Source organism: Paraburkholderia sp. RL17-373-BIF-A (assembly GCF_046030175.1).
In the GTDB taxonomy this organism is placed as follows: Bacteria; Pseudomonadota; Gammaproteobacteria; order Burkholderiales; family Burkholderiaceae; genus Paraburkholderia.
On record NZ_JARESO010000041.1, the window covers coordinates 50,670 to 74,214 of the forward strand.

Consider the following 23,545-nt stretch of genomic DNA (forward strand, 5'->3'; position numbering starts at 1 on the left):
GATAGGTTGGAAGGGTACTGTCGTGTGCAGTGGAAAACTGCTGCCATGATATCGGTTATATAAACCATCAGTGAATGGATTCGAGTGGGCAGCGGTTCGTGTAAGTTACGGCAGACCAATTGAGCCGCTTGCCGCGACGACAGGTTCGCCGTCAGCGCTGCACAGCAGAAGGCAAACAATAAGACGCGATTTGGCGTCACCAGCTGCGAGTTATGTTCTTCATTCGATGCGGCAACAGTTGCTGCTGGACGTGTGAAAGCCATCCATCTCCAGGGCTACGCACGAAGGGGCACGCTGCACCTTCGAGTTGCCAGTTCCGAGCCACGTTGACGGCATCTTTATGCATCGAACTAGAACTTTTTCGGCGCCTTGATGCCGCATTTGTTGAAATGAAAGCATGCAAACGATATCGAAGGGCAATGACATGTTACGTTTGCTGATTCCGGTCGTTCATCATGAAGGCGCGTGAAGGCCGCACGCTGTGTGGCCATTCTTTGTCGAGCACGCCGTAACCGGAGAGGATGAGCTGGCGGAAGTCCTCGACTCGCACGCAGAGCAAGGCCGAATGTCCGCACTCCATTTCCCAGTGCCTTGCGCCAGCAGCAGAAGCGCGCGACGCTGAGTGCATTGAAACAGACCCGCGCAATCATCGGAACGATGACCCTGTACGCGCTATGGGCCCTCCTCTGGCGCCCTTTATCGCAGAGACGACGTCACCAGCATTGTCCAGTTCGCTGTCAACCCCGCGTATCAGGACGGTGAATCGGGAAGTTGATGCTCGCCTTCGTTGAGCATTGAGCGCTCACTCGCGGCTGCGCGGAAGTACCGCTCGACACGCCGCAACCCGCAGCGCATCTGATCGCGTTCTATCGACATCGGGCATGTCGTATTGCCGGGATTCGCCCGACTCCTTGGAGGGCACGATGACAGCCCGATCATGAGCAAGCCAGCGGTTTTCTCCTTATGGTTAACAAGCAAAGGAAATCAATGAAGAAGGCTTTCAAAAAACTATTGTTGTGCAGTGTGTTGGGCACCGCAATGGTAACGATGATGAGTACATCCGTCAGTGCGACAGCGGATACCAAACCGCCAATCAAGATTGGCTATGTCGAAGGTTGGGACGACAGCGTCGCAACGTCGAACGTGGCCGCACGCATTATCGAGAAGCGACTGGGATATCCGGTTCAACTCGTGCCTGTGGCAGCAGGCGTCATGTGGCAGGGCGTCGCACGGGGCGATCTTGATGCGACGCTGTCAGCCTGGTTGCCGGCGACACATGGCGCATACTGGGAGCAGTTCAAAGGGAAAGTGACCGACCTCGGCACCAATTTCCCGGATGCAAAGATCGGGTTGGTCGTACCGGGGAGCGTGCCCGAGAATAGCGTTGCCGATCTCGAAGCGCACAAAGCGGATTTCAACGATCGTATCGTCGGGATCGACGCAGGTGCGGGCGTAATGAAGAAAGCTGACGACGCCATCAAGGCTTATAACCTCAGCCTGACTTTGATGCCGAGCTCGGGCAGCGCAATGACGGCGGAACTCGCTCGACGGATGAATGGGAGCAAGCCGGTTGTAGTGACAGGCTGGGCGCCCCACTGGATGTTCGCCAAGTGGAAGCTCAAATTTCTGGACGATCCCAAGAAGGTATTTGGCGGCGCCGAGCATGTTGATAACGTGATCAACCCACAGCTCGAGACGAAGGCCGCGCCTGTGGTTGCGTTCCTTAAGAAATTCCAGTGGAAACCGGGTGAGATCGATAGCGTCATGCTGGCGACAGAGAATGGCAGCAAGCCTACGGCCGCGGCTGATGCGTGGATTGCGGCGCACGCGGAGCGCGTGGATAGCTGGGTTGCTAAGACGCAATGATTTCTTAGTTAGTTTCGTGGCTCCTACCTGATGTCGGTGGCGAGATCCACCAGCTGTCTTTGCGTGTTTCTCGCATTCTCGCTGATAGGGGTAGACGTACGTCTCGTTCAAATCTTGATGGTTTGATTCAAGAGTCCCTGTTGATCCATCGCTTGTGCAGTCACCGACTGCGCCAAAGCCGCCGAACGGCCGAGCTTTGCTGAAAGCCGCTCTGCGCGCGACTATCACCCTGGTTTGCCCGGCGAGTACGAAAAGCCACGGAGGCATCAATGTGCAGGCCGGCGCCTGCATCACAAGGACATGAATTCAATGGATTCCCCAAAGGTTGTGGTCGAAGGTCTCTGCAAGGTTTTTGGAAACAATCCCAACGCGGCGGCTGACCTGCTCGCGCACGGCGCCACCAAGGACGAGATATTTGCCAGAACAGGCCAAGTGGTCGGCGTCCACAATGTCTCGTTCGACGTTCAGGAAGGTGAGATCTTCGTGCTGATGGGCTTGTCAGGTTCCGGCAAATCCACGTTGATCCGCCTGATCAACCGGCTCGTCGAGCCGACGGCAGGCAAGGTCATCATCGATGGCCGCGACATTGCCGCAGTGCGCCGCTCCGAACTCACGTCGCTGCGGCGCACTGAGATGAGCATGGTGTTCCAATCGTTCGCGCTGATGCCGCAGCGCACGGTGCTGTCGAATGCCGCCTTCGGTCTCGAAGTGGCCGGCATGGGACGCAAGACGCGTGAAAAGCGTGCACTCGAAGTGCTCGAACAGGTCGGCCTCGCGACGTTCTCGCAGAAGCTGCCGGCCGAACTGTCCGGCGGCATGCAGCAGCGTGTGGGTCTCGCGCGTGCGCTCGCGGTGAACCCGTCGCTGATGATCATGGACGAAGCGTTCTCGGCACTCGATCCGCTCAAGCGCAAGGAAATGCAGAACGTACTGCTGGAACTGCAAAACAATCAGCGCCGCACGATCGTGTTCGTGTCGCACGATCTCGAAGAGGCGCTGCGCATCGGCAACCGGATAGCAATCATGGAAGGCGGCCGCGTCGTGCAGATTGGTACGCCGCAAGACATCATCGCGAACCCCGCCGACGATTACGTGCGTGCCTTCTTCGAAGGCGTCGATACGAGCCGCTATCTGACGGCGGGCGATCTGATGCAGACGAACGGCGTGCCGCTCGTGCGTATTCTCGATCAGTCGAGCGTCGAAGCGTCGTTGAACGGCAGCGCCGAATACGCTTTCGTGCTCGATGCGGAGCGCCGCATTCGCGGCTTCGTGACGCGCGATGCGATCGGGAATGCGTCGCCGTCGCTGCGCAAGGTCGAATGCATTTCGCGTGGCGCGTCGCTCGAACACGTGGTGTCGCGCGTGTGCGCGAACTCGACCGCGCTGCCCGTGGTCGACGATGAAGACCGCTATTGCGGTTCCGTCGATCGGGCGGACGTTCTGAAGGTAATCACGCGCAATCGAGGTGCCCGTGTCTGAGATCATTCCACTCGGCCGTTGGGTCGACCAATCGGTTCACTATCTGCTCGATCACGACGCGAGTACCTTCGATTCGATCGGCAAGGCGATCGAGAGTTTTGCCGCATTGATCGAACATGGCCTGCAAGCCGTTCCGATGTGGGCGTTGATGGCGTTCTTCATTGCAATCGGCTTGTGGCGGGTCGGCTGGCGCTTTGCGATCTTCGCGACACTATCGCAATTACTGATCTATGCGACCGGGTTCTGGGATCAGACCGTCATCACGCTGGGTCTGACGTTGTCTTCCACGCTGATCAGCCTCGTGTTCGGCGTGCCGCTCGGCATCTGGACCGCAAAGAACAAGCACGTCGCGATGGTCGTGCGACCGATCCTCGACCTGATGCAGACGATGCCCGCATTCGTCTACCTGATCCCGGCTGCGATGCTGTTCGGCCTCGGCCGCGTGCCTGGGATTCTGTCGACGGTGATCTTCGCGATGCCGCCCGCCGTGCGTCTGACGAGCCTCGGCATCCGTCACGTGAATCGCGAGATCGTCGAAGCCGGGCAGGCGTTCGGCTGCACGCCGTGGCAACTGCTGTACAAGGTGCAGTTTCCCAACGCGTTGCCGTCGATCATGCAGGGCGTGAACCAGACGATCATGCTGGCGCTGTCGATGGTGATCATTGCGTCGATGGTCGGCGCGGGCGGTCTCGGCAACGATGTGCTTGCCAGTATTCAGCGCCTCGATATCGGGCTGGGCTTCGAAAGCGGCTTATCGGTGGTGCTGCTCGCGATCATGTTGGATCGTATCACCGAGAGCTTCGGCCGCTCCCCGGGCACGGTCAGCGCGCCGCGCTTCGCAGGTCTGCGCAGTGTAATGCGCGTACGAGCCGAGCGGCCGGCCGCACAGAACTGAACCGGTAGAGAGCAGCATGCCACCGCGAAAACCATCGATTTCCGCGACCACCAGACCTACCGTAAGCATCATGGAGAGTGAAGTGACGTCAGCCACGAATGAATTGCCGTTGCAGAGCCTTGCGCATTTTGGCTTTCTCACGCTGCCCGGCTTTTCGATGATCGCGTTCACGAGCGCGGTCGAGGTGCTGCGCGTGGCGAATCACGTCGACCACGCGCAGCCCTATCGATGGTCGATCCTTACACCCGATGGCGTGCCAGTGAGCGCCAGCAACGGCATCACGCTCAAGCCCGCGTGCACGCTTGAAGAAGCAGGCAGGCCGGATGTGCTGATCGTCTGCGGCGGCACGCAAATCCGCAGTGCGGTGGATAGCAGCGTCAGGGAGCTGCTCGGCGATCTCGCGCGGCAGGGTGTACCACTCGGTGGCATGTGCACCGGTGCGTATGCGCTGATGTCGGTGGGCTTGCTCGACGGCTACCGCTGCACTGTGGATGGGGAAGACCTGCACGTGTTGCGCAAGGAGTTTCCGCGAGTCCATTTTGCAGACGAACTGTTCGTGATCGACCGCGATCGCCTGACGTGCGTCGGCGGTACCGCGCCGCTTGATTTGATGCTCAAACTCGTCGGCAGCCGGCTTGGGCAGAACGTCGCCGAACAGGTATCGCTCGAGTTGCAATCGCTCGGGTCGGCACCCCGGCCGCAGAGCCGGATATCGTGCGGCCGATAGCTTCGCTGTTGGGGCGAGTGGATGACACAATCTACGGCGCGCGCAGTGGTGGACGGCCCCAACATCTGTCCGGGGGCTTCAGTCCCCTCCTCTGCTCCATCTAGCGTTGTGCTCAGCCGAGACATTGCATTTTTGTGTAGTCCGAGGCACGTCCAGGTGGCTGGCCTGGTTGCTCAACAAGCGTAGAGCGCCAATAGCCTCGCTGGGTAGTACCAGATTTATGTAATAGCCATCCTTTGCCCCCGCCAACTACCATCAAAAAATCTCGCGGCCTCCGTATCGCAGGTAGTTCTTTGGCGCAGACCCTTGGTTTTCCGATCCCTTCGCGATGATGGACGAGACCGCTTCCCGGGGGTACACAGTCGCGCCCGACATTCAATCTCTCTTCCAGAAGCAGTGACCCGAAAGGACGCACCATGACCATGCCCCAAATCGGCGGAACAAATGTTTCCGCGGACGCGACCCGCTCCGGCCGATTGTTTTTCCTCGAATTGAGCGGTGGCCGCATTCACTCGATCAATCCCGACGGATCCGACCTCAAGACGATCGTCGCGGATTGCCGCCTCCCCGACGGCATCGTCGTGGACGTGGATGCCGGGCATATCTACTGGACCAACATGGGTTCGATCGGCCTCCATGACGGCTCGATCGAACGCGCCGACCTGGATGGCAAGAGCCGCGTGGTCATCGTCCCGCAAGGCGTCACGCACACACCGAAGCAGATTCATCTCGACAAGGCAGGTGGCAAGCTCTATTGGTGCGATCGGGAAGGCATGCGCGTGATGCGCGCCAACCTCGACGGCTCTCAAGTCGAAACGCTGGTCGCGACCGGGCATGGCGACCAGGATCGGCTCGACCAGACCCGGTGGTGCGTCGGAATCACGATCGATCCGAAGGACAGGAAGCTCTACTGGACGCAGAAAGGTCCAGACAACGCCGGCCTAGGCCGCATCTTCCGCGCCAATATCGACATCCCGCAGGGCGAAGGCCCGGCCAACCGCTCCGACATCGAAGTGCTGTTCGACCGGTTGCCGGAGCCCATCGACCTCGAGCTCGACCTCGCGAAGCGTGTCCTCTACTGGACCGACCGCGGCGATCCTCCGCGCGGCAACAGCGTCAATCGTGCGCCGATCGATGGAACGGCGACGTCCGAAATCCTCGTTACGCACCTGATGGAAGGAATCGGCATCGCACTCGACCTTCCCGGTAATCGGATGTTCGTCACAGACCTGGGCGGCTCCGTCTATTCCGCCGATCTCGATGGAAAGAACCAGCGCAACTTCCTCTTCGCCCAAGGCAACCTCACCGGCATCGCCTATGCCGAAGTCTGACCCACGCATTGGAGACATGACATGACTGATACCAAGAGCCAGCCCATTCGCCGCATCGCCATCATCGGCACCGGCGTGATCGGTGCCAGCTGGACCGCGCTGTTTCTCGCCAAGGGGCTGAAGGTCGTTGCGACGGACATCGCCCCGAATGCCGAAGCCCAGCTCAGGGCATTCGTGGAGGCTGCCTGGCCGGCGCTCACGAGATTGGGCCTGGCGCCCGGAGCGTCGCAAGCGAACCTGACGTTCACGCCCGTGCTTGCACAAGCACTCACGGATGTGGATCTGGTCCAGGAAAACGGCCCCGAGCGGCTCGAATTCAAGCAGGATCTTTATCGGCAACTCGATGAGCTGCTGCCCCCCCACGTGATCATCGCATCGAGCACGTCGACCCTGCCCATGAGCAGCATCCAGGTGGGCGCCGTGCTGCATCCCGAGCGCTGCGTCGTCGGCCATCCGTTCAATCCGCCGCACCTGATTCCGCTGGTCGAGATCGTCGGCGGGACCAAGACCTCGGAAGAGACGATCCAGCGCGCCATGGAGTTCTATACGTCGATCGGGAAACAGGCGGTGCGCCTGAACAAGGAATTGCGGGGCCACGTCGCCAACCGTCTGCAGTTCGCGGTGGCGCGCGAGGTCTATTACCTGGTGTCAGAGGGTGTGCTGAGCGCCGCCGACGTCGACACCGCCCTCTCCTGGGGGCCGGGCCTGCGCTGGGGCGTGATGGGCAACATGATGCTCAATCACCTCGGCGGCGGCCCCGGCGGCATCGAGCACTTCTTCCATCAGTTCGCCGGTCCGATGACGGCTGGGTGGAAGGATCTCGGCTCGCCCGAGCTGACGCCGGAAGTGCAGAAGAAGCTCATCGACGCCGTTCATGCCGAAGTCGGATCGCGCTCCATCGAGGAGCTGGAGACAGAGCGCGACGAGATGCTGCTCGGCCTCATCGAACTGCGCACCAAAGGAAAGGCGCGTTAAAGGTACGGATGCGGCCACTCCGCAGGTGGCCGCGGCTCACGTGGAGTGGCCGCGGGAAGTTGACACTCCCTTATCGAAAAAAATTCCTCAAATGAAGGACTCGACCAATCCTGCAATCGAAAGCGAACCGGATCGGCTTACCGGAATCATTCGATCGACGCAGCACACGCGGGTGTGCGAATGTCAGCAAAGCGACCTGTATTCGCCTTACCAGCGCCAATGCCTGAATGTCAGCACGACCGGCTACGCTTAAGCCACGCGCTTACAAGACCCTCGTAAGCGCGGTGGTGCCGGAACGAGCTTCGCCCACGCACAAGCTTTTGTACGCAGTCACCCAAGTGTATCTATTCTGTCGCTCGTACGATCTGTCATCGGTCGCGTTGCACCGATCGCACACTCTTACGGAGCTTCAGAAAGCATGCTTCACGACCTGCCAGCTATCCAGAAAAATGTTCACTGGGGATATTTTGACGCGGCGCTAGCGCCCGCGCTGATCGTCGAGAGCGGCGACTTCGTTCGCGCCGAAGCGATCACGCATCATGCAGGCGACGCCCCCGACCTCATGATGGATGACAAGGTGCGCGCGCTCTACGACACGATTCCCGAATCCGATCGCCAACCCGGCGTGCATCTGATGACAGGACCGATCTTCGTGAAGGACGCAAAGCCCGGCGACCTGCTTGAGGTACGTTATCTGCAGATGATTTCGCGCTTCAACTACGGCTCGAATCTCGCGGCGCACTGGGGTCATCTGTTCACCGACTTCGAGAAGGAACGCGTCACTATCTACGAACTCGATCAGGCATCTAACACCGCTCACGCGCTGTATGGGTATGACTATCCCGGCAAATATCTCGTGCCGGGCAAGCGCTCGGAGATTCGCGACTGCTGCCGCGAACCCGCGCTCGAAGGCATTCGCGTGCCGGTGCGCCCTCATCTGGGCACGGCGGGCGTCGCGCCCGATGTGGCGGGCCGCGTAAGCACCGTGCCGCCGGGCGCACATGGCGGCAATATCGATAACTGGCGCATCGGCGCGGGCTCCACCATGTACTACCCGGTCGCCGTGGACGGCGGGTTGTTCTCGATCGGGGACCCGCATGTATCGCAAGGAGATGGCGAAATCAGCGGCACCGCGATCGAGGCGTCGCTCAATGTGATGTTCCAGATCGTGCTGCGGCGCGACTTCAGATTTCCCTCGCCGCTGCTGGAAACGCCCGAATACTGGATTGTCCACGGCTTTGATGAAGACCTCGACATCGCGACCAAAAACGCTTCACGCGATATGTTGTTGCTGCTTACCGAGCAGCAAGGCCTGTCCCGCGACGACGCGTATTCGCTAATGAGCGTCGCCGCGGATTTCTCCGTGACCCAGGTCGTCGATGGCCGTCAGGGCATTCATTGCAAGATCCCCCGCAGCATTTTTCCTCCGAAGAAAAAGCCTCGCGCGTGAGTTGTGCGCGTGCGCTACGACGGTGCGTCCGCGCACAGTTGTAGCGCAGCGCGGTAGCGGTGCGTCCACGCACCGTCGTAGCGCAGCGCCACAGCGCTAACGGCGTTGTTATCGATGGCACGGACATTGCCTTTGAATCACTCGACTGACGTTCGTCAGGGTCCGGGAGCCTGGGTTGGACTTACTGCGTTTCACCACCGAGTCGTACGCCGAAGTAGATCGCCTGCGAGCATGGAACGAGGCGCTCGACCGGCTTGGTCTGCGCTGCGGCGCGCCTCAGGCAGCCGCGCGCCACTTGCATGGAACCATCAAGTCGCGCAAGTCGAGCAACGGCTTTGAACTGATCGCGCTGGCCGCGTTCGCGCAAACTATCGAGCTCAAAGTCGACGGCACCGACAGTCTCGTGATCGTGCTGCATCTCGACGGAGGCGTAACGCTCGTCGCCGACGGTGTGCGCGCGCGAGTTGCAACCGGTGATATTGTCTATGCGTCGTCGCGCGAGGAAGCGGGCCTGTCGTTCACCTCCGACTTCCGTGCGTTCGTGATCCGCGTGCCCCGCGCCGCCATCAACGCACGCCTTCTTACACCGTTCTCACTGCGTGCCGGGCGTTTGCCCGGAGACGCCGGTATCGGTCACGTCTTTTCAGGCTTTCTGCGCTCGATTGCTGAAAGCGTGGAGACGTTGTCACTCGACGATCTGCGTCCCCTCGAACTCGCGCTCGCGGAGTTTTTGGTCGCCAGTCTCGTCGGGCACGACAAGGAAGGCAGCTTCAGTGGCCTCACGCCGTCTCAGGCCGCGCTCTTTTCACGTATATGTCGAACCATCGAAGGCAATCTCGCTGACCCCGATCTCGGGTTGACATCGATAGCGAAGGAAGAGCGCGTGTCGCCGCGCTATTTGCAGAAACTGTTTGAAGCGGTTGGACAGAATTTCTCGACCTACTTGCGCTCACGCAGACTGGAGCGCTGCCGCGCGGATCTGGTCAATCCCCTGTATGAAAAGCTTTCGATTGCCGATGTCTGCTTCCGTTGGGGTTTCAACGACCCCGCGTATTTCAGCCGCGCGTTTCGCGAGCAATATGGCGCGTCGCCACGCACTTTCCGGCATGAAGCGGGTCTCGAATTAGCGCGCCTTCTCGTGCGGCGAATCTCGCGCGGCTTGCCCGTCAACGCCGGGAGTCTGATCGTGCAGGCACAGCTCGCCGAGCAGGGTGCGGTTCATGAAGTTGCGGACGAGACCGGCTCCGCCGAGCAGCTTGACGCGCCTTCGGCACCCCTGTCCCGCGAGTCCGGCAAGCCGCGTCATCATCTGTTGCGCGCGACGGCCAACACAATTCACTGGGGTTACTTCAGTCACGATCTGAAGCCCGTGCTCGAACTGAACAGCGGCGACACGGTGACGATCGAAACACTCACGCAACACGCGGCGGATGATTGGGAGCGCATGGTGCAGGGTGATCCTGGCGCTGAAAGCGTGTTCCACTGGACCGCCGGGCGCAAGAACGTCAATCGCCGCGGCGCCGGTCCCATGGATGCGTCCATCTATGGACGTGGCGCGGGTGAAGGCTTCGGCGTGCATATCTGTACCGGACCGATTGCCGTGCGCGGCGCGGAACCCGGCGATGTGCTGGAAGTGCGCATTCTCGACATTCACCCGCGCCGTTGCGCCAATCCTAAATTCGCCGGCCGCGCGTTCGGCAGCAATGCCGCTGCGTGGTGGGGCTTCCACTATCGCGAGTTATTGACCGAGCCGAAACCGCGCGAGGTCGTCACCATCTATGAACTTGATGCCGACGCCACCGCAGGCAAAACCGCCTGCGCGCGCGCTGTCTATAACTTCCGCTGGACACCTCAGCGCGATCCCTTTGGCGTGATGCATCCGACAATCGACTATCCCGGCGTGCCAGTCGATCATTCGACGGTGGTCGAGAATCACGACATCCTGAAGAACGTCCAGATTCCGGTGCGTCCGCACTTCGGCGTGATCACGGTCGCGCCGCAGCAGGATGGTCTGATCGATTCGATCCCGCCCTCCACCTTCGGCGGAAATCTCGACAACTGGCGCGTGACGCGTGGAGCGAGCGTGTTCTTGCCAGTCGGGGTGCCCGGCGCTCTGCTCTCCGTCGGCGACCCGCATGCATCGCAAGGAGATTCAGAACTGTGCGGCACCGCGATCGAATGTTCGCTCACCGGCGACTTCCAACTGGTGCTCCACAAGAAAGAGACGCTCGGCAGGCAGGTGTTTGCGGACCTCACCTATCCGCTAGTCGAAACCGCCGACGAATGGGTTCTTCACGGCTTCAGCTATCCGAACTATCTGGCCGAGTTCGGCACGAGCGCGCAAAGCGCTGTGTACGAAAAATCCACGCTCGATCTCGCGATGCGCGACGCGTTCATCAAAACCCGGCGCTTCCTGATGACGACCAAGGGCCTTTCCGAAGATGAGGCGATCTCTCTGATCTCGGTCGCAGTCGACTTCGGCGTGACGCAGGTGGTAGACGGCAACTGGGGCGTGCACGCGATCATCCGGAAGTCGCTCTTCACCGCGTGAAGTAGCGAGTAGTGACCTCCGATACGCGTGCGTACAAGAGTTTGTTCGCAGCAAGCTCGATGCCGCGATTTTGGCTTCCCTACCATGGGTTCTGACTTGAACACAGGCGCACGCGCCGTTCGACAGGACTCACTGGACCATGGATTCTCCCGCACATCGCACGCTGCCCGGCCACGGGCGCTTTCAATATTTGCCGATCAACGGCCGCCCTGTTTATCGTTGGCCCGACGGTTCCCGGTTGGCGGTCTATATCGGCTTCAACATCGAGCACTTTGCGTTCGGTGAAGGACTGGGACCGACTATCGGCCCGGTGATGCCCGAACCCGATGTGCTCAATCACGCGTGGCGTGAATACGCATTGCGTGTGGGCGCATGGCGCTGTCTCGATCTCTTCGATGAACTCGCACTGCCAACCGCGGCCATCATCAACACGGCGCTCTACGATCACTGCCCCGAACTGGTCGCCGCGTTCGCTCAGCGTGGCGATGAACTCGTCGCGCACGGCCATACGAATTCGGAACGACAAGGAACGCTGACTGAAGACGACGAACGCGCGTTGATCGTTGCTTGTCGCGAGCGGATCGCGGCGGAGAGCGCGCAACAGCCGGCCGGCTGGTTATCGCCGTGGCTCTCGGAAAGTCATGTCACCAGCGATCTGGTGGCCGAAGCGGGTTATCAGTACACGCTCAATTGGTGTCACGACGATCAGCCCACGCGCCTGCTTACGCGCAACGGTCACCCGCTGTGGGCGATTCCGTATCCGGAGGAGGTCAACGATATCCCGATGATCCTTGCGCGCCAAATGGACGCGAAATCGTTCGCCGATCTAGTGATCGATCACTTTGAGGAAATGCTGCGGCAATCCGCGCGAGAACCGCTGGTGATGGGCATTGCGCTGCATGCGTACCTGATGGGACAACCGCATCGTTTGTGTCACTTGCGGCGGGCACTCGAACATATTGCCCGCGCGCGCGACGAAGGCCGGGTCTGCATCACCACGCCTGGTTCGATTGCAAACCACATGGACTTTCTCGGGCATTAGATCACTTCATTTTCACTTTGCCATGCCGCCCTCGTCCGCCCATATTTCCTTCAACCTCAATAGGATTCGCCATGTTCATGTCAAAGGCAATCAAGCTGCTGCTATGCGCACTCACCGGTCTTCTCCTCGCACAAGGCGCCTCAGCGCAATCGTGCGAACCCTCCAAGGTGGCTCAAAAATATCCATCGCTTGCGGGCAAGACCATCAAGATCGGCGTGGACCCCGAGTCGCCGCCGTATGCGTTTCGTGACAGCAAGGATTTCAATAAGATCATCGGCGCCGATGCAGACATGGCCCGAACCGTGTTTGACTGCGCCGGCGTGAAGACGGAATTTTTCACTGCCGGCTGGCCGGGGCTGCTGCCCGCACTGCGTGCCGGACAGATCGACGTGATGTGGGACTTGCTGTACTACACGCCGGAACGCGCCAAGGAAACGACCTTCGTCACGTATATGCAGGCCGGCACGGGCGGTCTGGTGGCGGCTGGCAACCCCAAGAAGATCGATGACATCTCCAAGCTCTGCGGCCTCACGGTCACGGCAGGCATTGGCACCGTCGAACTGACGATGGCGCAAGCGCAAGCCGCCAAATGCAAAGCCGAAGGCAAGCCCGACGTGACCATCATGACGTCCGCCGATATCGCGTCGGGCGCACGCCTCGTCGCAAGCCATCGCGCCGATGTCATGATGTACGACCTGGCGCTCGTCGACGGTCTCGCGAAACAGAACCCACAACTCTACATGCGCGGCTTCATGGTGACGAGCGGTATGAAGATCGGCGTGGGCGTGAAGAAAGGCAACGCCGATATGATCGCCGCCGTTTCCGATGGACTCAAGATCATGCAGGCCAATCAGACGCAGAAGAAGACCTTTCAGCGATACGGCGTAGATCCGTCGCTGCAAACGCCGACCACACTGCTTACTCAATAACGGCTGCCTGCGCGGCACACCGTGTCGTGTGCCGGTAGCGTCATGGATCAGGTTCGGAAATGAAGGCATTGCGTATCAAACACATCGTAGTCGGCGCTCTCGGTATGGTTGCCATGTTCGTATTGCAGCCGGCGATGGCGGCCAGTCTCGATGGCGCTCAGGTGTTCGACGGTTTCAAGGAGCTGGCCGGTTATGTCGGCTCGCCCTTCCTGCTCGGCGGCGCGTGGATCGCGGTGAAGATTACGCTGATAGCGATGTCGATCGGGCTGGTGCTCGGGCTCGGTCTTGCGCTGATGCGGCTGTCGCGATTCAAGGCCTTGAACTCAGCGGCGTGGGGTTATATCTGGTTCGTGCGCGGCACACCGCAACTACTGCAACTCGTGTTCATCTTCGACGCGTTGCCGCTGATCGGTTTGCGTTTCGATGAAGTCACGACCGCGGTTATCGGCTTTGCATTGAACGAGGCGGCGTTCAGCGCTGAACTGTTTCGTGCCGGCATCTTGTCAGTGAACCGTTCGCAATCGACCGCCGCCGCCGCACTCGGCATGGGACCGTTGCTGACGTTACGCCGCATTATCCTGCCGCAATCGATGCGCGCGGTGATCCCGGGTCTCGCCAATGACACCATCGGCATGTTGAAGCTAACGTCGATCGCGTCGGTGATCTTCGTCAACGAGCTAACGTTTCGCTCGCAACAGGTCGTCGGCCAGAACTTCAAGTTCTTTACCGTGTTCGGCGCGGCGGCGGTGATTTACCTGGTCCTGACGAGCGGGATCTCCTTGCTTCAGGTGTGGCTCGAAAGCATCTTCGATCACGAGCGCGAGCGAAAGGTCACGTTGTCGTGGTTCGGACTGCGCCCTTCGACGCGTGATGTGAAACCGCTCGATGCACCGATTGACTTTCCGGTCGCCGCAAAAGAGCCGGAGGCGAACGATCACGCATGGATTGGGACGCTTCTGCCTGCCGAAAGTCGCACGCCGCGGCATCGCGATGAACCGTTTGTAGCGTGCAGGAACGTCTGGAAATCGTATGGCAAGCGCGAGATATTGCGCGGCGTCGACCTGTCGATCGGGCATGGCGAAGTGGTCGTCATCCTCGGCCCGAGCGGTTCCGGCAAAAGCACACTGCTCAAGCTGATTAACCATCTCGAACCGCTTGACTGGGGAACGATCAAGGTCGATTCACAGTATGTGGGTTACCGGGAAGTACCGGGCGGCGGCGGCACGGTGCGGCCCCTGCACAACCTCGCACGCGCACGCGCCGAAGCGCGCGTGGGCATGGTGTTTCAGCATTTCAATCTTTTCAGTCACTTGAGTGCGCTGGACAATATCGTCGAAGCACAGCGGCAGGTCTATGACGTACCGCGTGCCGAAGCGCAAGCACTCGGCCGGGAGTTGTTGAAGAGCGTGGGCCTCGCCGCGCATGCGGATTTTCTGCCGCATCGGCTATCAGGCGGGCAGCAGCAGCGCGTGGCGATTGCGCGTGCGCTCGCGATCAAGCCCAAGTTGATGCTCTTCGACGAACCGACTTCGGCGCTCGATCCAGAACTTGTCGGTGAAGTGCTTGGCGTGATGCGCGGGCTGGCTGATGCAGGCATGACGATGGTTGTGGTCACGCACGAAATCCGCTTTGCTCGCGATGTCGCCGACCGCGTTGTCTTCATGGACGGCGGCGAAGTTATCGAGCAAGGGACGCCGCAGCAGGTCATCGACAACCCGACTCACGAGCGCACCCAAAAATTCCTTAACGTCGTCGCCAATTGAATATGAGGCTCACATGACAGACTTCGAAACTTTCAATCTCGGCCGCGTCGTGCTGCAGTCCGGTGCGACGCTCTCTGACATGCTGCTCAGCTACAAGACGTATGGCCGTCTGAATGCCGCGCGCGACAACGCGATTGTCTATCCGACGTTTTATAGCGGCAGCCATGTCGACAATGAGTGGCTGATCGGCGAGCACATGGGGCTCGATCCGCGGGAGTATTTCATCATCGTGCCGAATATGTTTGGCAACGGCGTATCGAGTTCGCCCAGCAACAATCCACCCCCTTATGATCACGGCCGCTTTCCGCATGTGACGCTCTACGACAACGTCGCGATGCAGTATCGCCTCGTGACCGAGAAGTTTGGCATCGAGTCGCTCAGGCTCGTCACCGGCTGGTCGATGGGCGCGATGCAGGCGTTCCACTGGGCTGCGATGTATCCGGAAATGGTCGAACGCATTCTGCCGTTCTGCGGGGCGGCGCGGTGCTCGCGGCACAATTTTGTGTTTATCGAGGGGCTTAAGGCTCCATTGCTGTTGGACCCGGAATTCAAGGACGGTTTCTACGATGCACCGCCGACGCGTGGAATGCGCGCTGCTGCGCGGGTGTTTGCCGGATGGGGATTTTCGCAGGCGTTTCTGCGTCAACGGCTCGACATGGAAGCAATGGGGTATGGCTCTCTTGAGGACTTCATTACGCAGTTCTGGGAAGGCGACTTCCTGAAGAAGGACGCGAACAATATCTTGTCGATGATGTGGAGTTGGCAGTACGGCGATATTTCCGCGAATTCTCTATATAAGGGAGATTTCGATCGAGCGTTGGCCAGTATCACTGCAAAGGCTATTGTGATGCCCGGGCGCACGGATCTGTATTTTCCGCCGGAAGATAGTGAGTATGAGGTTTCGAAGATGCCCAATGCACAGTTGCGGCCTATCGAATCGGTTTGGGGTCATTTTGCGGGCGGCCCCGCAGCCAACGCTGTCGATGTTAAATTCATCGATAGTGCGGTGAAGGAAATTCTGGCTGCGTAGTGTTCGGCTCTTTTGCGCTCGGTTCCGCGTGCGCCAGACTTTTTCCGCACGGTCTGGCGCGAGCTCGGGAGGATCGCATTGCCCAGTTGAATCCGCCCTGGCTAAAACGCGCTTACTTCTCGACGACACCCAGTAGCGCCTGCTTGCCTCCCACGTATTTGTACAGCGAAATCACGCCGTGCCGCAGGTCGCCTCTTGAATCGAACTGCGTTTCGCCAAGCACACCGTGGTAGTCGGTTGCCGGCATCGCGGAAAGGATCTTCGCGGAGTCGGTTGATTTGCGCGCACTTCATCGCCGCGACAATCACGCCCACGGCGTCGTATGCAAACGGTCGTGTCATCGCAGCACGGTCTTTGCAAACACAACACCCCGGCGTCTCCTTTATCAGAGGCCCGGGGCGTTTTTCATTGGCTCAAGTTATTCTGCAATGCGTTTGAAACTGACGTAGTAATCGTCGGTGTAGTAGCAGTCGCCGGTCTGCTTGCGCGGTCCACCACATACGATGCGGCGCTGCCCACGATCCGCCGAGCCAGGCGTGCGAACTGTGTAGGTGTGGTAGTAGCCACGCGGATGCTGCGGCAGCAATGCCGCGCTGTTGCGGAACAGGACACCATCCTCGCCAAAAGGGAAAGGTCCGCCCGCTTTGATCAGACGCAGTGTTTCGGCAGCTTCCGCCGACAACTGCGCCTTAGTGACGGTGGCCAGCGCGCCCGATGCGACGGGTGTGGCGCTCGCGGCCTGCCCAGGCTGAACCGGCGCCTGACTCTCGGATGCGCCCGATGCTTGAGTAGCGTTTTGCGATCCGTCCTTACCGCATCCGCCGAGGATCGCGCTCAAGGCGAGGATGTACGGGAAAGCCCACGCTTGCTTCACGAAGCGGTTGTCTCCGGGTTGACCAGCATTCGACGACCACGAACGATTTAAGGGTATCGCTAACGGCAGAGTGAATCAATGTCCGGCCCGAAATAGCAATTTTTAACTCGACAACCAGGCCGTTACACGGTTCGCGGCGTTCGAGAAGTACGCAAATCAAGCAGATTGCGGCGAGGCTCGTTTTATCGAACAGACGCACAGGCGAGGCGCTTTCAGCCGCAGGCGCCGCCGGCCCACTGCCTTTTGGACGGTCCATTCGCCCCTCGCTACAGTGCTTCGTCCCGTAACTTCACCACCGAAGGAGCGTCGGCCCAAGCAGTGCCCCGGCGGCCGTCGGAATGGACATCCCGATCAGATACCAGGTTGCCCAGAACGGCACACTCATTTCCGGACATCGAAGACTGTAGGCAAGCGCGCCGATCGCGCCTGCAACAAGTCCGGCGGCCGCGCCCGTGAGGCGAAGCCGCGTCGGCGCGAGAGCACGCGCCGCCCACAGCGCGGCCGCGAACGCCGGTAACGAGATCAGCGCGATGTTGAAAGAGCACGAGCGCCAAGTGCGACCCATCAGTAGGTGCTCACGCGCCTCGGGCGGCGCGAACCAGAGCACCAGTAGTGCGGCAAGCCACACGATTGCCACCGGCGTCGCGAGTACGGCCCACCAGCCCCCTACAACCCTGCCGGGTCGCCCGAGGCGCACGCAGGCCGCCAACGCTGCAACCGCGAGACATGTGGGCCACACGAGCTTCGCCCAGAACAGCGGAGCATGCAGAAGAAGGGCGATATCATGCCGCACGCCGTAACCGAGAATCACGATCGCAAGCGCACCCATTGCGCCGAACGTGAGCGCTCCACCGAAGCGCTTTGCAGCGACATGTCGTTCGACAGGCGCAACGCCTGTCGCGAGCATCGAAATCAGATCCTCCGTTTTCATCAGGATATCCCTCGAATCTTCATGGCCAAAGCCCTCAGCCCGCGATGCACGCCTACTTTCACAGCCGATTCCGATAAGCCGGTCAGGCGCGACGTTTCCTCGACGGTAAGCCCTTGCAGCTTGACGTGCACGATCGGCAAACGCTGACGGTCCGGTAGCTGGTCGAGCAGCTTGTGCACATCGCGCCTTGCATCCGCGGGTTCCGTGTCCGATGCGGCGAAGATATCGGCTTCGTCATCAAACGGTTCGTGGAACGCCTCGCGACGCGATCGCGCACGCAGATGGTCCATCAGCTTGTAGCGCGCAATCGCGTTGATCCAGGCGGTCAGCGGTTCGTCCGGGCGCCAGGTATGGCGTCCGTTATGCACGGCCAGCAGGATTTCCTGCACGACGTCTTCGATATCATGAGGCAGATAGTGCAGCCGTTTGCGCAGTAACGCCCGCAGATGTCCGGTCAGGTCCTGCAGAAATGCTCGATACGACGCGGCGTCGCCTTCCAGTGAGCGGACCAGCAAGTTTCTGAGCCGTTCCTCGACTGGACGCATCGGCCCGGCGTGCGTCCCGCGCGTCACGTTGACGTGACTCCGAGCTTCGATTCTGGCCGCACGCGGGCGGTCATGTCACGCAACCGCTCGCGTCCACGTGAGAGCCGCGACATGACCGCTCCAACCAGCATGCCGAGCACCAGCGAGATTTCCGCGTAACTCTTGTCGTCAAGACCGGCCATCAGTACCACTTCGCGCTGCTGTTCCCAAAGCGTTTGAAAGACCCAATCGAGGTCTCGCACTTCGAGACACGAAATCTGGTTGCCGCTGTGTGTGATCGTCATTTGCCATCGGCGCGGATTCGTGCCTCGTCGAAATCGCATCGCGTAGCGCAGACTTCGCTCCGGCGTGCCCTGCACCGGATCGCCGGCGTAGCCACGGTCGCCCACTGGCGCGCGCATAACGGCGAAGATCAGCTACCTGGTCAGCAATGCCGTCCTGAAATTCCATCGCCCTTCCCTATTGCCGCCCGTCGCGACTAAGCCAGCCATCGACGGAGAACGGTCCCGATCCCCCCAACATCAGCGCCGCAAGACACGCAAGATAAAGCAGATCGGTTTCGTAGCCCGGCGGACCGAACTGCGGGCCGGCCGACGTGACTGCCATCAGCTTGATCGACAAGAACCCGTACGGAAGATGCACAGTCAGCGCCGCAACCATCAGCACCGCGATCATTGGCAGACTGACGAGCGACACGAACGCGCCGGCGAAGATCGCGAGACCCCCGACCAGTTCGATTGCAATGGTCGCCCACGCCATGAAGTGTGGTGCCGGCACACCGAGCGCGTGCAAAATCCCGGCAAATGCATCCGGATGCTTGACGATTTTTGAGTAGCCGTGCGCCATGAACCCGTAACCGACGATCAGCCGCAATGGCAGCGGTGCCCATCGGGCGAGGCTCCAGCGGTCCGTCAGCCGGGCGGGATCGGTGAAACGAAGCAGGTGGCGGACAGTGTCCATGCGCAAGGTCTCCTGATGAACGTTAGCAAAGAACAACGGGCGATGCAGGTGGGGTATGCATTCGCCCGCTCTCTTTGTAGTTCGTCGGGGATGGATGCGCGGTTACAGTGAGGCTGAATATTTTTTCCTTGGCACGCGCCTGCTCCACTGTTGCCGGTCACTTGTCAGTAAAAGCCGGCTCAGACAGGGCATGCCGCTACAGCCGCTGAACTGTGTCGCCAGTTGCTGTTATTCGATCACCCCACGGGCATGCAACCAGCCAATGTGCCGCAAGCCAATGCCAAAAGAGGTCAGGGAGAAACAAAAGACCGCTGTCCTTGAGGGCAGCGGTCTTCCTTAGGATGGGTGGCGCATGAGGGACTCGAACTCCGGATTTGCGGATGTCGTGAGGATAGTCCGTCACGACACACGCTATGCGAGTCGATGCCTCGCTCTGCCGGGGCTTGAACTGCTCACGCCCCCGTCAGCATTTACGCGTCGACGACGCAACTGTTATTGGCCGGCGGCCGGCGACACTACGCTCGGGGTCGCCAGCGTGTTGTGACTCCCGGGAGCGTTGGTCAGGGACGTCGAGCTATTGTTAGTGCTATTCGGCATGCCCGAGTTCGGCGACCCGGCGCTCATGCCGCTGTCCGAGTTGGTGACGCCGGGCGTGCCGTAGCCGCTCGTTGCATTGGCCGGCGATACCGCGGCCGGCGACACGGTGGTCGGGGTCGCCAGCGTGTTGTTGCTCTGTGCATAAGCACCGCCCGCCAGCGTGAGTGCGGCGAGGGCCGCGATTAATGTGCTGGTTGCCTTGTTCATGACCCGCTCCTCCTTAATTGGACTGGAATTTCGACGCAAACGATCTATTCATATTTTTCCAGGTGACACCAAGTTTAGGAAAGCGGTCGCTAATAATTAAGCGCATTGTTCGCAAGGGTGAATTTCGATTTTCGAAGGGACCCTAAACGGGTCCTGGTCCCCAATCTGAGGCCGGTGTGGTCCGGTATGCGCGGTGCATGCTACGTGACCCGCGAGGAAACTGATTGGTGGTGTGGATAGCGAGCAGCCAGTTGAGCGGGGCCGGTGAGCAAACTTGCAACCGAGCTCCCCCATGATTGGCAAAGGTCTGGGCGGAAGAAGCGAAGGTCGCTTCCTGGCCGCACTGAGCCGGATGATGGCCGTCGCAGGTGGCCTCTTGAGTCGTCGGCGAACAACGCCCGGAACGTCTAGGAGGACTTTCATTGCTTCCCGTCACGCCCAACATGAACGAACGCAGCAGTGACGACGACAGCGTCACGTTCAACGAACCGATCGACGCGGACAAGGCCTCGGCGAACTGAGCGTCGTGCTATTTCCCTCGACAAAAACTGCCGGGGAACACGCATGCGAAGTTTCGACAGCGTAGTGGACGAAGCCAGGCTGGTCGCCACCGTGATTTCAAAGCACCGCTTGTCACGCCTTCCCGGGTGAAGCTCGCTGATGCTCGCCCATCACCCACTCGCCAGGCGGGGTGCCATCAGCTGTATTCTGGTACAGCCAGCTTCCGCAGACCGTGCAATTCCAGTTGCTGCTGATTTTCGTCGTGTGGCCCGACGGCCCGATTGCACTGACACCAGAGGCGGCAAGATCGCCATGTGGGGAAACGCTGGATGGCTTGCCAACTAATTCGCGACAGGCGTTGCAAGGCTGCATAACTGTCTCCAATGATGCCTATGCCGAATTCTCGTCGCACCACTGGATCGCCCAGCGCTGCGCCGCCTCGATAGCGGCTGCGTCGGAGGGATAGTCGCCGAGATCGCCCGACCATTTGACCTCGACGGTGTCGCCGCCCACCGAGGCGCGGCGGTAGATCTTTGCACGGGCGTAGTAATGGCCGCCTTCATCGAGAGGTGACGCGTCGATATGGAAGTCCTTGTAGTCGAACTGCATCGTCACCTCCCAATGAGTGGGGAAATCCTACAGGGCGACACTGCGCACAGCAATCGGTTGGGATACCAATCCGTTGCTGTAGGCTGTGGAATTCAGACGCGTGGAGCCATGCCTGCTTGTTCCAGCATTCTTGATTCTTGATCAGTCGGATCGGAGACACGATCACCTTGATTCGTGATCGTGTTCGACGAGATGTATACGTCACACACAATAGCGACGAGAGACCGTAGTCGACCTCATCCCGGGCGTTGGATCCTCGGCTATCGAAACGGCGGTTCCTCCCGGTTAACCGGTCATTGAATGTAAGTAGGCAGATCAAGATCTCCAGAAGCGACAGCACGTACGTTTGCGATGCTTAAGAGAACTTTTTCCCGTTTCTTTTTTGAGTGTCTTCGCAGGCTTCGAATCCTTATTCAGCGGTGCGATCACTGGATTCACTTCCTACATTTGCTTCGACATCCTATGCAAGCTTCGCCTGGAGGAAATGAACCAGCGAGATGGCGCCATCGATGCCTTGGCGCGCAGAGATGCTGCGCGCACAGTGGGCGATGCGTCCCGCGTCCGGCGATTTACACACCGTCGAAGGCGGCACTGCCCCGCGTAACTGCGTCACGATATTAACGTTGTGACTGGCGATACCGGGAATTAGCTGGGGGACGAGCTGTGTCGCGAATGTGGCAAGAAGAGGCAAATCATGGACATTTGGCTTGTTGCCACCATATCTGGGCTATAAGCTTTCATTAAGGCGGACGAATCCCCGCGTTTTGTGTGTTAAGTAGCCGTGGGCAAGTCCTGCGGCTTCTTTTTATGCGACCGCCGGAAAGAATCCGCAGGGAGCCAGATCAAGAAATGTTCTGGCGCGGCGTTCGCTGTTGTCGAGATTCCAGGCGACGCGGACAAGTGCTTCCCGATGGCGTCGGCCGGCCATGGGCCTCAAAGTCGTCCAGTTGAAGCAGCAAACTATCCAGCGCGCAGAGTTGGGCGCGCGTCAGGTGAGTCCGATTCAGAAGCTCGTGGAGCCGTCCGCGCCAGTATTTAGCCGACAGGATTGGTCCGCCGAGGTCTCCTGTCAATGATGGAACCATCACGCGTGCAATATGCGCGATGTCCTGGTCAAAGAACATACCCATGTGCGCCCCCTAATGTGGTTTTGGCCTGCGCCCTATTGTTTTACGTCTGATAAATACTTTAGACCAGTTTTTGCGGCATGCCAAATATTGGGATCGATGGCGGTAAGTCTCAGACGACAGTCTCGCGAGCCGTATTGGTTGTCTGGGAGCGTTGGCCGCCCCTTCAGTGGCCCGGATATTCGCCGTCCATGCTCGTTGCCATGACCTAAGATACAAGTATGATCGCGAGCAAGGAGACGACCATGGTCGAGTCAATTTCGGCAGTGTTTCTGGGGGCGATCGTCCTGATCATGGCTGCCATCCTGATTGCGGAGCACTACAGACGCGAACATCACAGGAATCGGCAACTTCGGTGGCTGGACACGCACCCAATGCGCGACTGGTTACACCGTAGGCCGTGACGCAGGCAGATACGTAGAGTCCCGCGCGAAGCAGCCAGCGAAAACTGGTTAATGGCAGCGATTTTGCCGGTGGCCGTGTATCTTCACGTTGGAACCGAGGATGGGCATCGTACCAAGGCCGCATAACGCTTCACTGTAGCGACGGTTTCGCAGCTTGCCGCGATCCGTAACGTGAAGTCGTGGTTAGTAGATTGTCGAAGTCACCACCAAGCGCGCGAGCACGTCGCGCGCGAAGTGGTTCGACGTTTGCGCTCGCTGCAAAGGCGTGCGCCGCTGGCATCAATCACGGGACTGCATAGAACACGCCGGACACTCGTGTCCGTTCATTGCGTGCGAATCAGGTCTTGTCCGGTGTTTTCAGCTCGATCAACATCCGCTCACAACCGCCTTGATCCGGCACCATGCAGCCGAGCAAATGTTCACTGCTCGGCATCAGCATTTCGCCACCCGTCTGAATCGCCAACGTCATGCCGGGATTCTTCTGCCATACGATGAGGCCGAAACATGCAAGCGCCAACAGCACGACGAGCGAGAACGCGATCCTCTCCAGCTTCCAATAGATTTTCGGCATACCGACACCTTCAGCATGGCACAGGGTTTGAGATGAGCGCTCGCGCGCGGCCCACAAGTAACGGCTGAGGTAATGTCAACTTAAGCTAATCGGCCTGACCAATATCCCGCTTCAATAGCATTTTTGGCGCACTGACGCCGGCCAGCAATTCCGTTAAGTTGACAGTGCCGGAGTAACTGCA

The 23,545-nt window shown here is 59.8% G+C and carries 19 protein-coding genes and 3 pseudogenes; 12 read left to right on the top strand and 10 right to left on the bottom strand.

Annotated elements, in window-relative coordinates; genetic code table 11:
* Positions 1 to 1,038 precede the first annotated feature (1,038 nt).
* The 12 genes and pseudogenes from P0D80_RS34880 (at position 1,039) to P0D80_RS34935 (ending at position 16,038) form a co-directional block, all read left to right on the top strand.
* Positions 1,039 to 1,866: a glycine betaine ABC transporter substrate-binding protein gene (locus tag P0D80_RS34880; protein WP_408290654.1), complete on the top strand. Its 828-nt coding sequence runs from the start codon at positions 1,039 to 1,041 to the stop codon at positions 1,864 to 1,866.
* A gap of 309 nt (positions 1,867 to 2,175) precedes the next feature.
* Positions 2,176 to 3,345, top strand: a pseudogene (locus P0D80_RS34885) (quaternary amine ABC transporter ATP-binding protein); the annotation flags it as partial.
* A complete protein-coding gene (choW, locus tag P0D80_RS34890; protein ID WP_408290625.1) occupies positions 3,338 to 4,240 on the top strand; it encodes a choline ABC transporter permease subunit in 903 nt (300 codons plus the stop codon). The pseudogene P0D80_RS34885 and the gene choW, both read left to right, overlap by 8 nt.
* Positions 4,241 to 4,310: 70 nt before the next feature.
* Positions 4,311 to 4,904 (top strand): annotated as a pseudogene (locus P0D80_RS34895) (AraC family transcriptional regulator); the annotation flags it as partial.
* Between the two features lie 479 nt (positions 4,905 to 5,383).
* Entirely contained in the window at positions 5,384 to 6,298 is a 915-nt protein-coding gene (locus P0D80_RS34900) for a 3-hydroxyacyl-CoA dehydrogenase (protein ID WP_408290627.1), read from the top strand.
* Positions 6,299 to 6,319: 21 nt separating this feature from the next.
* The gene (locus P0D80_RS34905) at positions 6,320 to 7,273 is read left to right on the top strand and encodes a 3-hydroxyacyl-CoA dehydrogenase NAD-binding domain-containing protein (protein ID WP_408290629.1); all 954 of its coding nucleotides are present in this window, start codon (positions 6,320 to 6,322) and stop codon (positions 7,271 to 7,273) included.
* A gap of 418 nt (positions 7,274 to 7,691) precedes the next feature.
* Positions 7,692 to 8,723: an acetamidase/formamidase family protein gene (locus P0D80_RS34910; RefSeq protein WP_408290631.1), complete on the top strand. Its 1,032-nt coding sequence runs from the start codon at positions 7,692 to 7,694 to the stop codon at positions 8,721 to 8,723.
* Between the two features lie 175 nt (positions 8,724 to 8,898).
* Complete coding sequence (locus P0D80_RS34915; RefSeq protein ID WP_408290633.1) at positions 8,899 to 11,274, top strand: acetamidase/formamidase family protein; 2,376 nt, start codon at positions 8,899 to 8,901, stop codon at positions 11,272 to 11,274.
* A 139-nt stretch (positions 11,275 to 11,413) separates the two neighbouring features.
* Positions 11,414 to 12,316, top strand: coding sequence for a polysaccharide deacetylase family protein (locus P0D80_RS34920; RefSeq protein WP_408180885.1), 903 nt, complete (start codon positions 11,414 to 11,416; stop codon positions 12,314 to 12,316).
* Positions 12,317 to 12,387: 71 nt separating this feature from the next.
* Positions 12,388 to 13,245 carry an ABC transporter substrate-binding protein gene (locus P0D80_RS34925; RefSeq protein ID WP_132381031.1) on the top strand — a complete coding sequence of 286 codons (858 nt, stop codon included), beginning with the start codon at positions 12,388 to 12,390 and terminating at the stop codon, positions 13,243 to 13,245.
* Between the two features lie 59 nt (positions 13,246 to 13,304).
* The gene (locus P0D80_RS34930; RefSeq protein WP_408290636.1) at positions 13,305 to 15,008 is read left to right on the top strand and encodes an amino acid ABC transporter permease/ATP-binding protein; all 1,704 of its coding nucleotides are present in this window, start codon (positions 13,305 to 13,307) and stop codon (positions 15,006 to 15,008) included.
* 13 nt (positions 15,009 to 15,021) lie between these two features.
* A complete protein-coding gene (locus P0D80_RS34935; protein WP_408180930.1) occupies positions 15,022 to 16,038 on the top strand; it encodes an alpha/beta fold hydrolase in 1,017 nt (338 codons plus the stop codon).
* A gap of 112 nt (positions 16,039 to 16,150) precedes the next feature.
* Here the strand turns inward: P0D80_RS34935 and P0D80_RS34940 are convergent.
* The 10 genes and pseudogenes from P0D80_RS34940 to P0D80_RS34985 form a co-directional block, all read right to left on the bottom strand.
* A pseudogene (locus P0D80_RS34940) lies at positions 16,151 to 16,370 on the bottom strand (branched-chain amino acid ABC transporter substrate-binding protein); the annotation flags it as partial.
* Positions 16,371 to 16,456: 86 nt separating this feature from the next.
* Entirely contained in the window at positions 16,457 to 16,912 is a 456-nt protein-coding gene (locus tag P0D80_RS34945) for a ribonuclease (protein ID WP_408290638.1), read from the bottom strand.
* A gap of 289 nt (positions 16,913 to 17,201) precedes the next feature.
* A complete protein-coding gene (locus tag P0D80_RS34950; protein ID WP_408290640.1) occupies positions 17,202 to 17,843 on the bottom strand; it encodes an NrsF family protein in 642 nt (213 codons plus the stop codon).
* A complete protein-coding gene (locus P0D80_RS34955) occupies positions 17,843 to 18,388 on the bottom strand; it encodes a sigma-70 family RNA polymerase sigma factor (RefSeq protein ID WP_408290657.1) in 546 nt (181 codons plus the stop codon). The genes P0D80_RS34950 and P0D80_RS34955 overlap by 1 nt, the downstream gene beginning before the upstream one ends.
* Positions 18,389 to 18,411: 23 nt before the next feature.
* Positions 18,412 to 18,672: an RNA polymerase sigma factor gene (locus tag P0D80_RS34960; RefSeq protein WP_408290642.1), complete on the bottom strand. Its 261-nt coding sequence runs from the start codon at positions 18,670 to 18,672 to the stop codon at positions 18,412 to 18,414.
* 175 nt (positions 18,673 to 18,847) lie between these two features.
* Positions 18,848 to 19,348: a DoxX family protein gene (locus tag P0D80_RS34965; RefSeq protein ID WP_408290644.1), complete on the bottom strand. Its 501-nt coding sequence runs from the start codon at positions 19,346 to 19,348 to the stop codon at positions 18,848 to 18,850.
* A 492-nt stretch (positions 19,349 to 19,840) separates the two neighbouring features.
* A complete protein-coding gene (locus P0D80_RS34970; RefSeq protein ID WP_408290646.1) occupies positions 19,841 to 20,152 on the bottom strand; it encodes a hypothetical protein in 312 nt (103 codons plus the stop codon).
* An 891-nt stretch (positions 20,153 to 21,043) separates the two neighbouring features.
* Complete coding sequence (locus P0D80_RS34975; protein ID WP_132381047.1) at positions 21,044 to 21,262, bottom strand: hypothetical protein; 219 nt, start codon at positions 21,260 to 21,262, stop codon at positions 21,044 to 21,046.
* Positions 21,263 to 22,104: 842 nt separating this feature from the next.
* Positions 22,105 to 22,392 (bottom strand): hypothetical protein, encoded by a 288-nt coding sequence (locus P0D80_RS34980; RefSeq protein ID WP_408290648.1) that lies wholly within the window; start codon positions 22,390 to 22,392, stop codon positions 22,105 to 22,107.
* Between the two features lie 738 nt (positions 22,393 to 23,130).
* On the bottom strand, positions 23,131 to 23,364 hold the full coding sequence (locus P0D80_RS34985) for a hypothetical protein (RefSeq protein ID WP_408180880.1): 234 nt from the start codon (positions 23,362 to 23,364) through the stop codon (positions 23,131 to 23,133).
* Positions 23,365 to 23,545 lie beyond the last annotated feature (181 nt).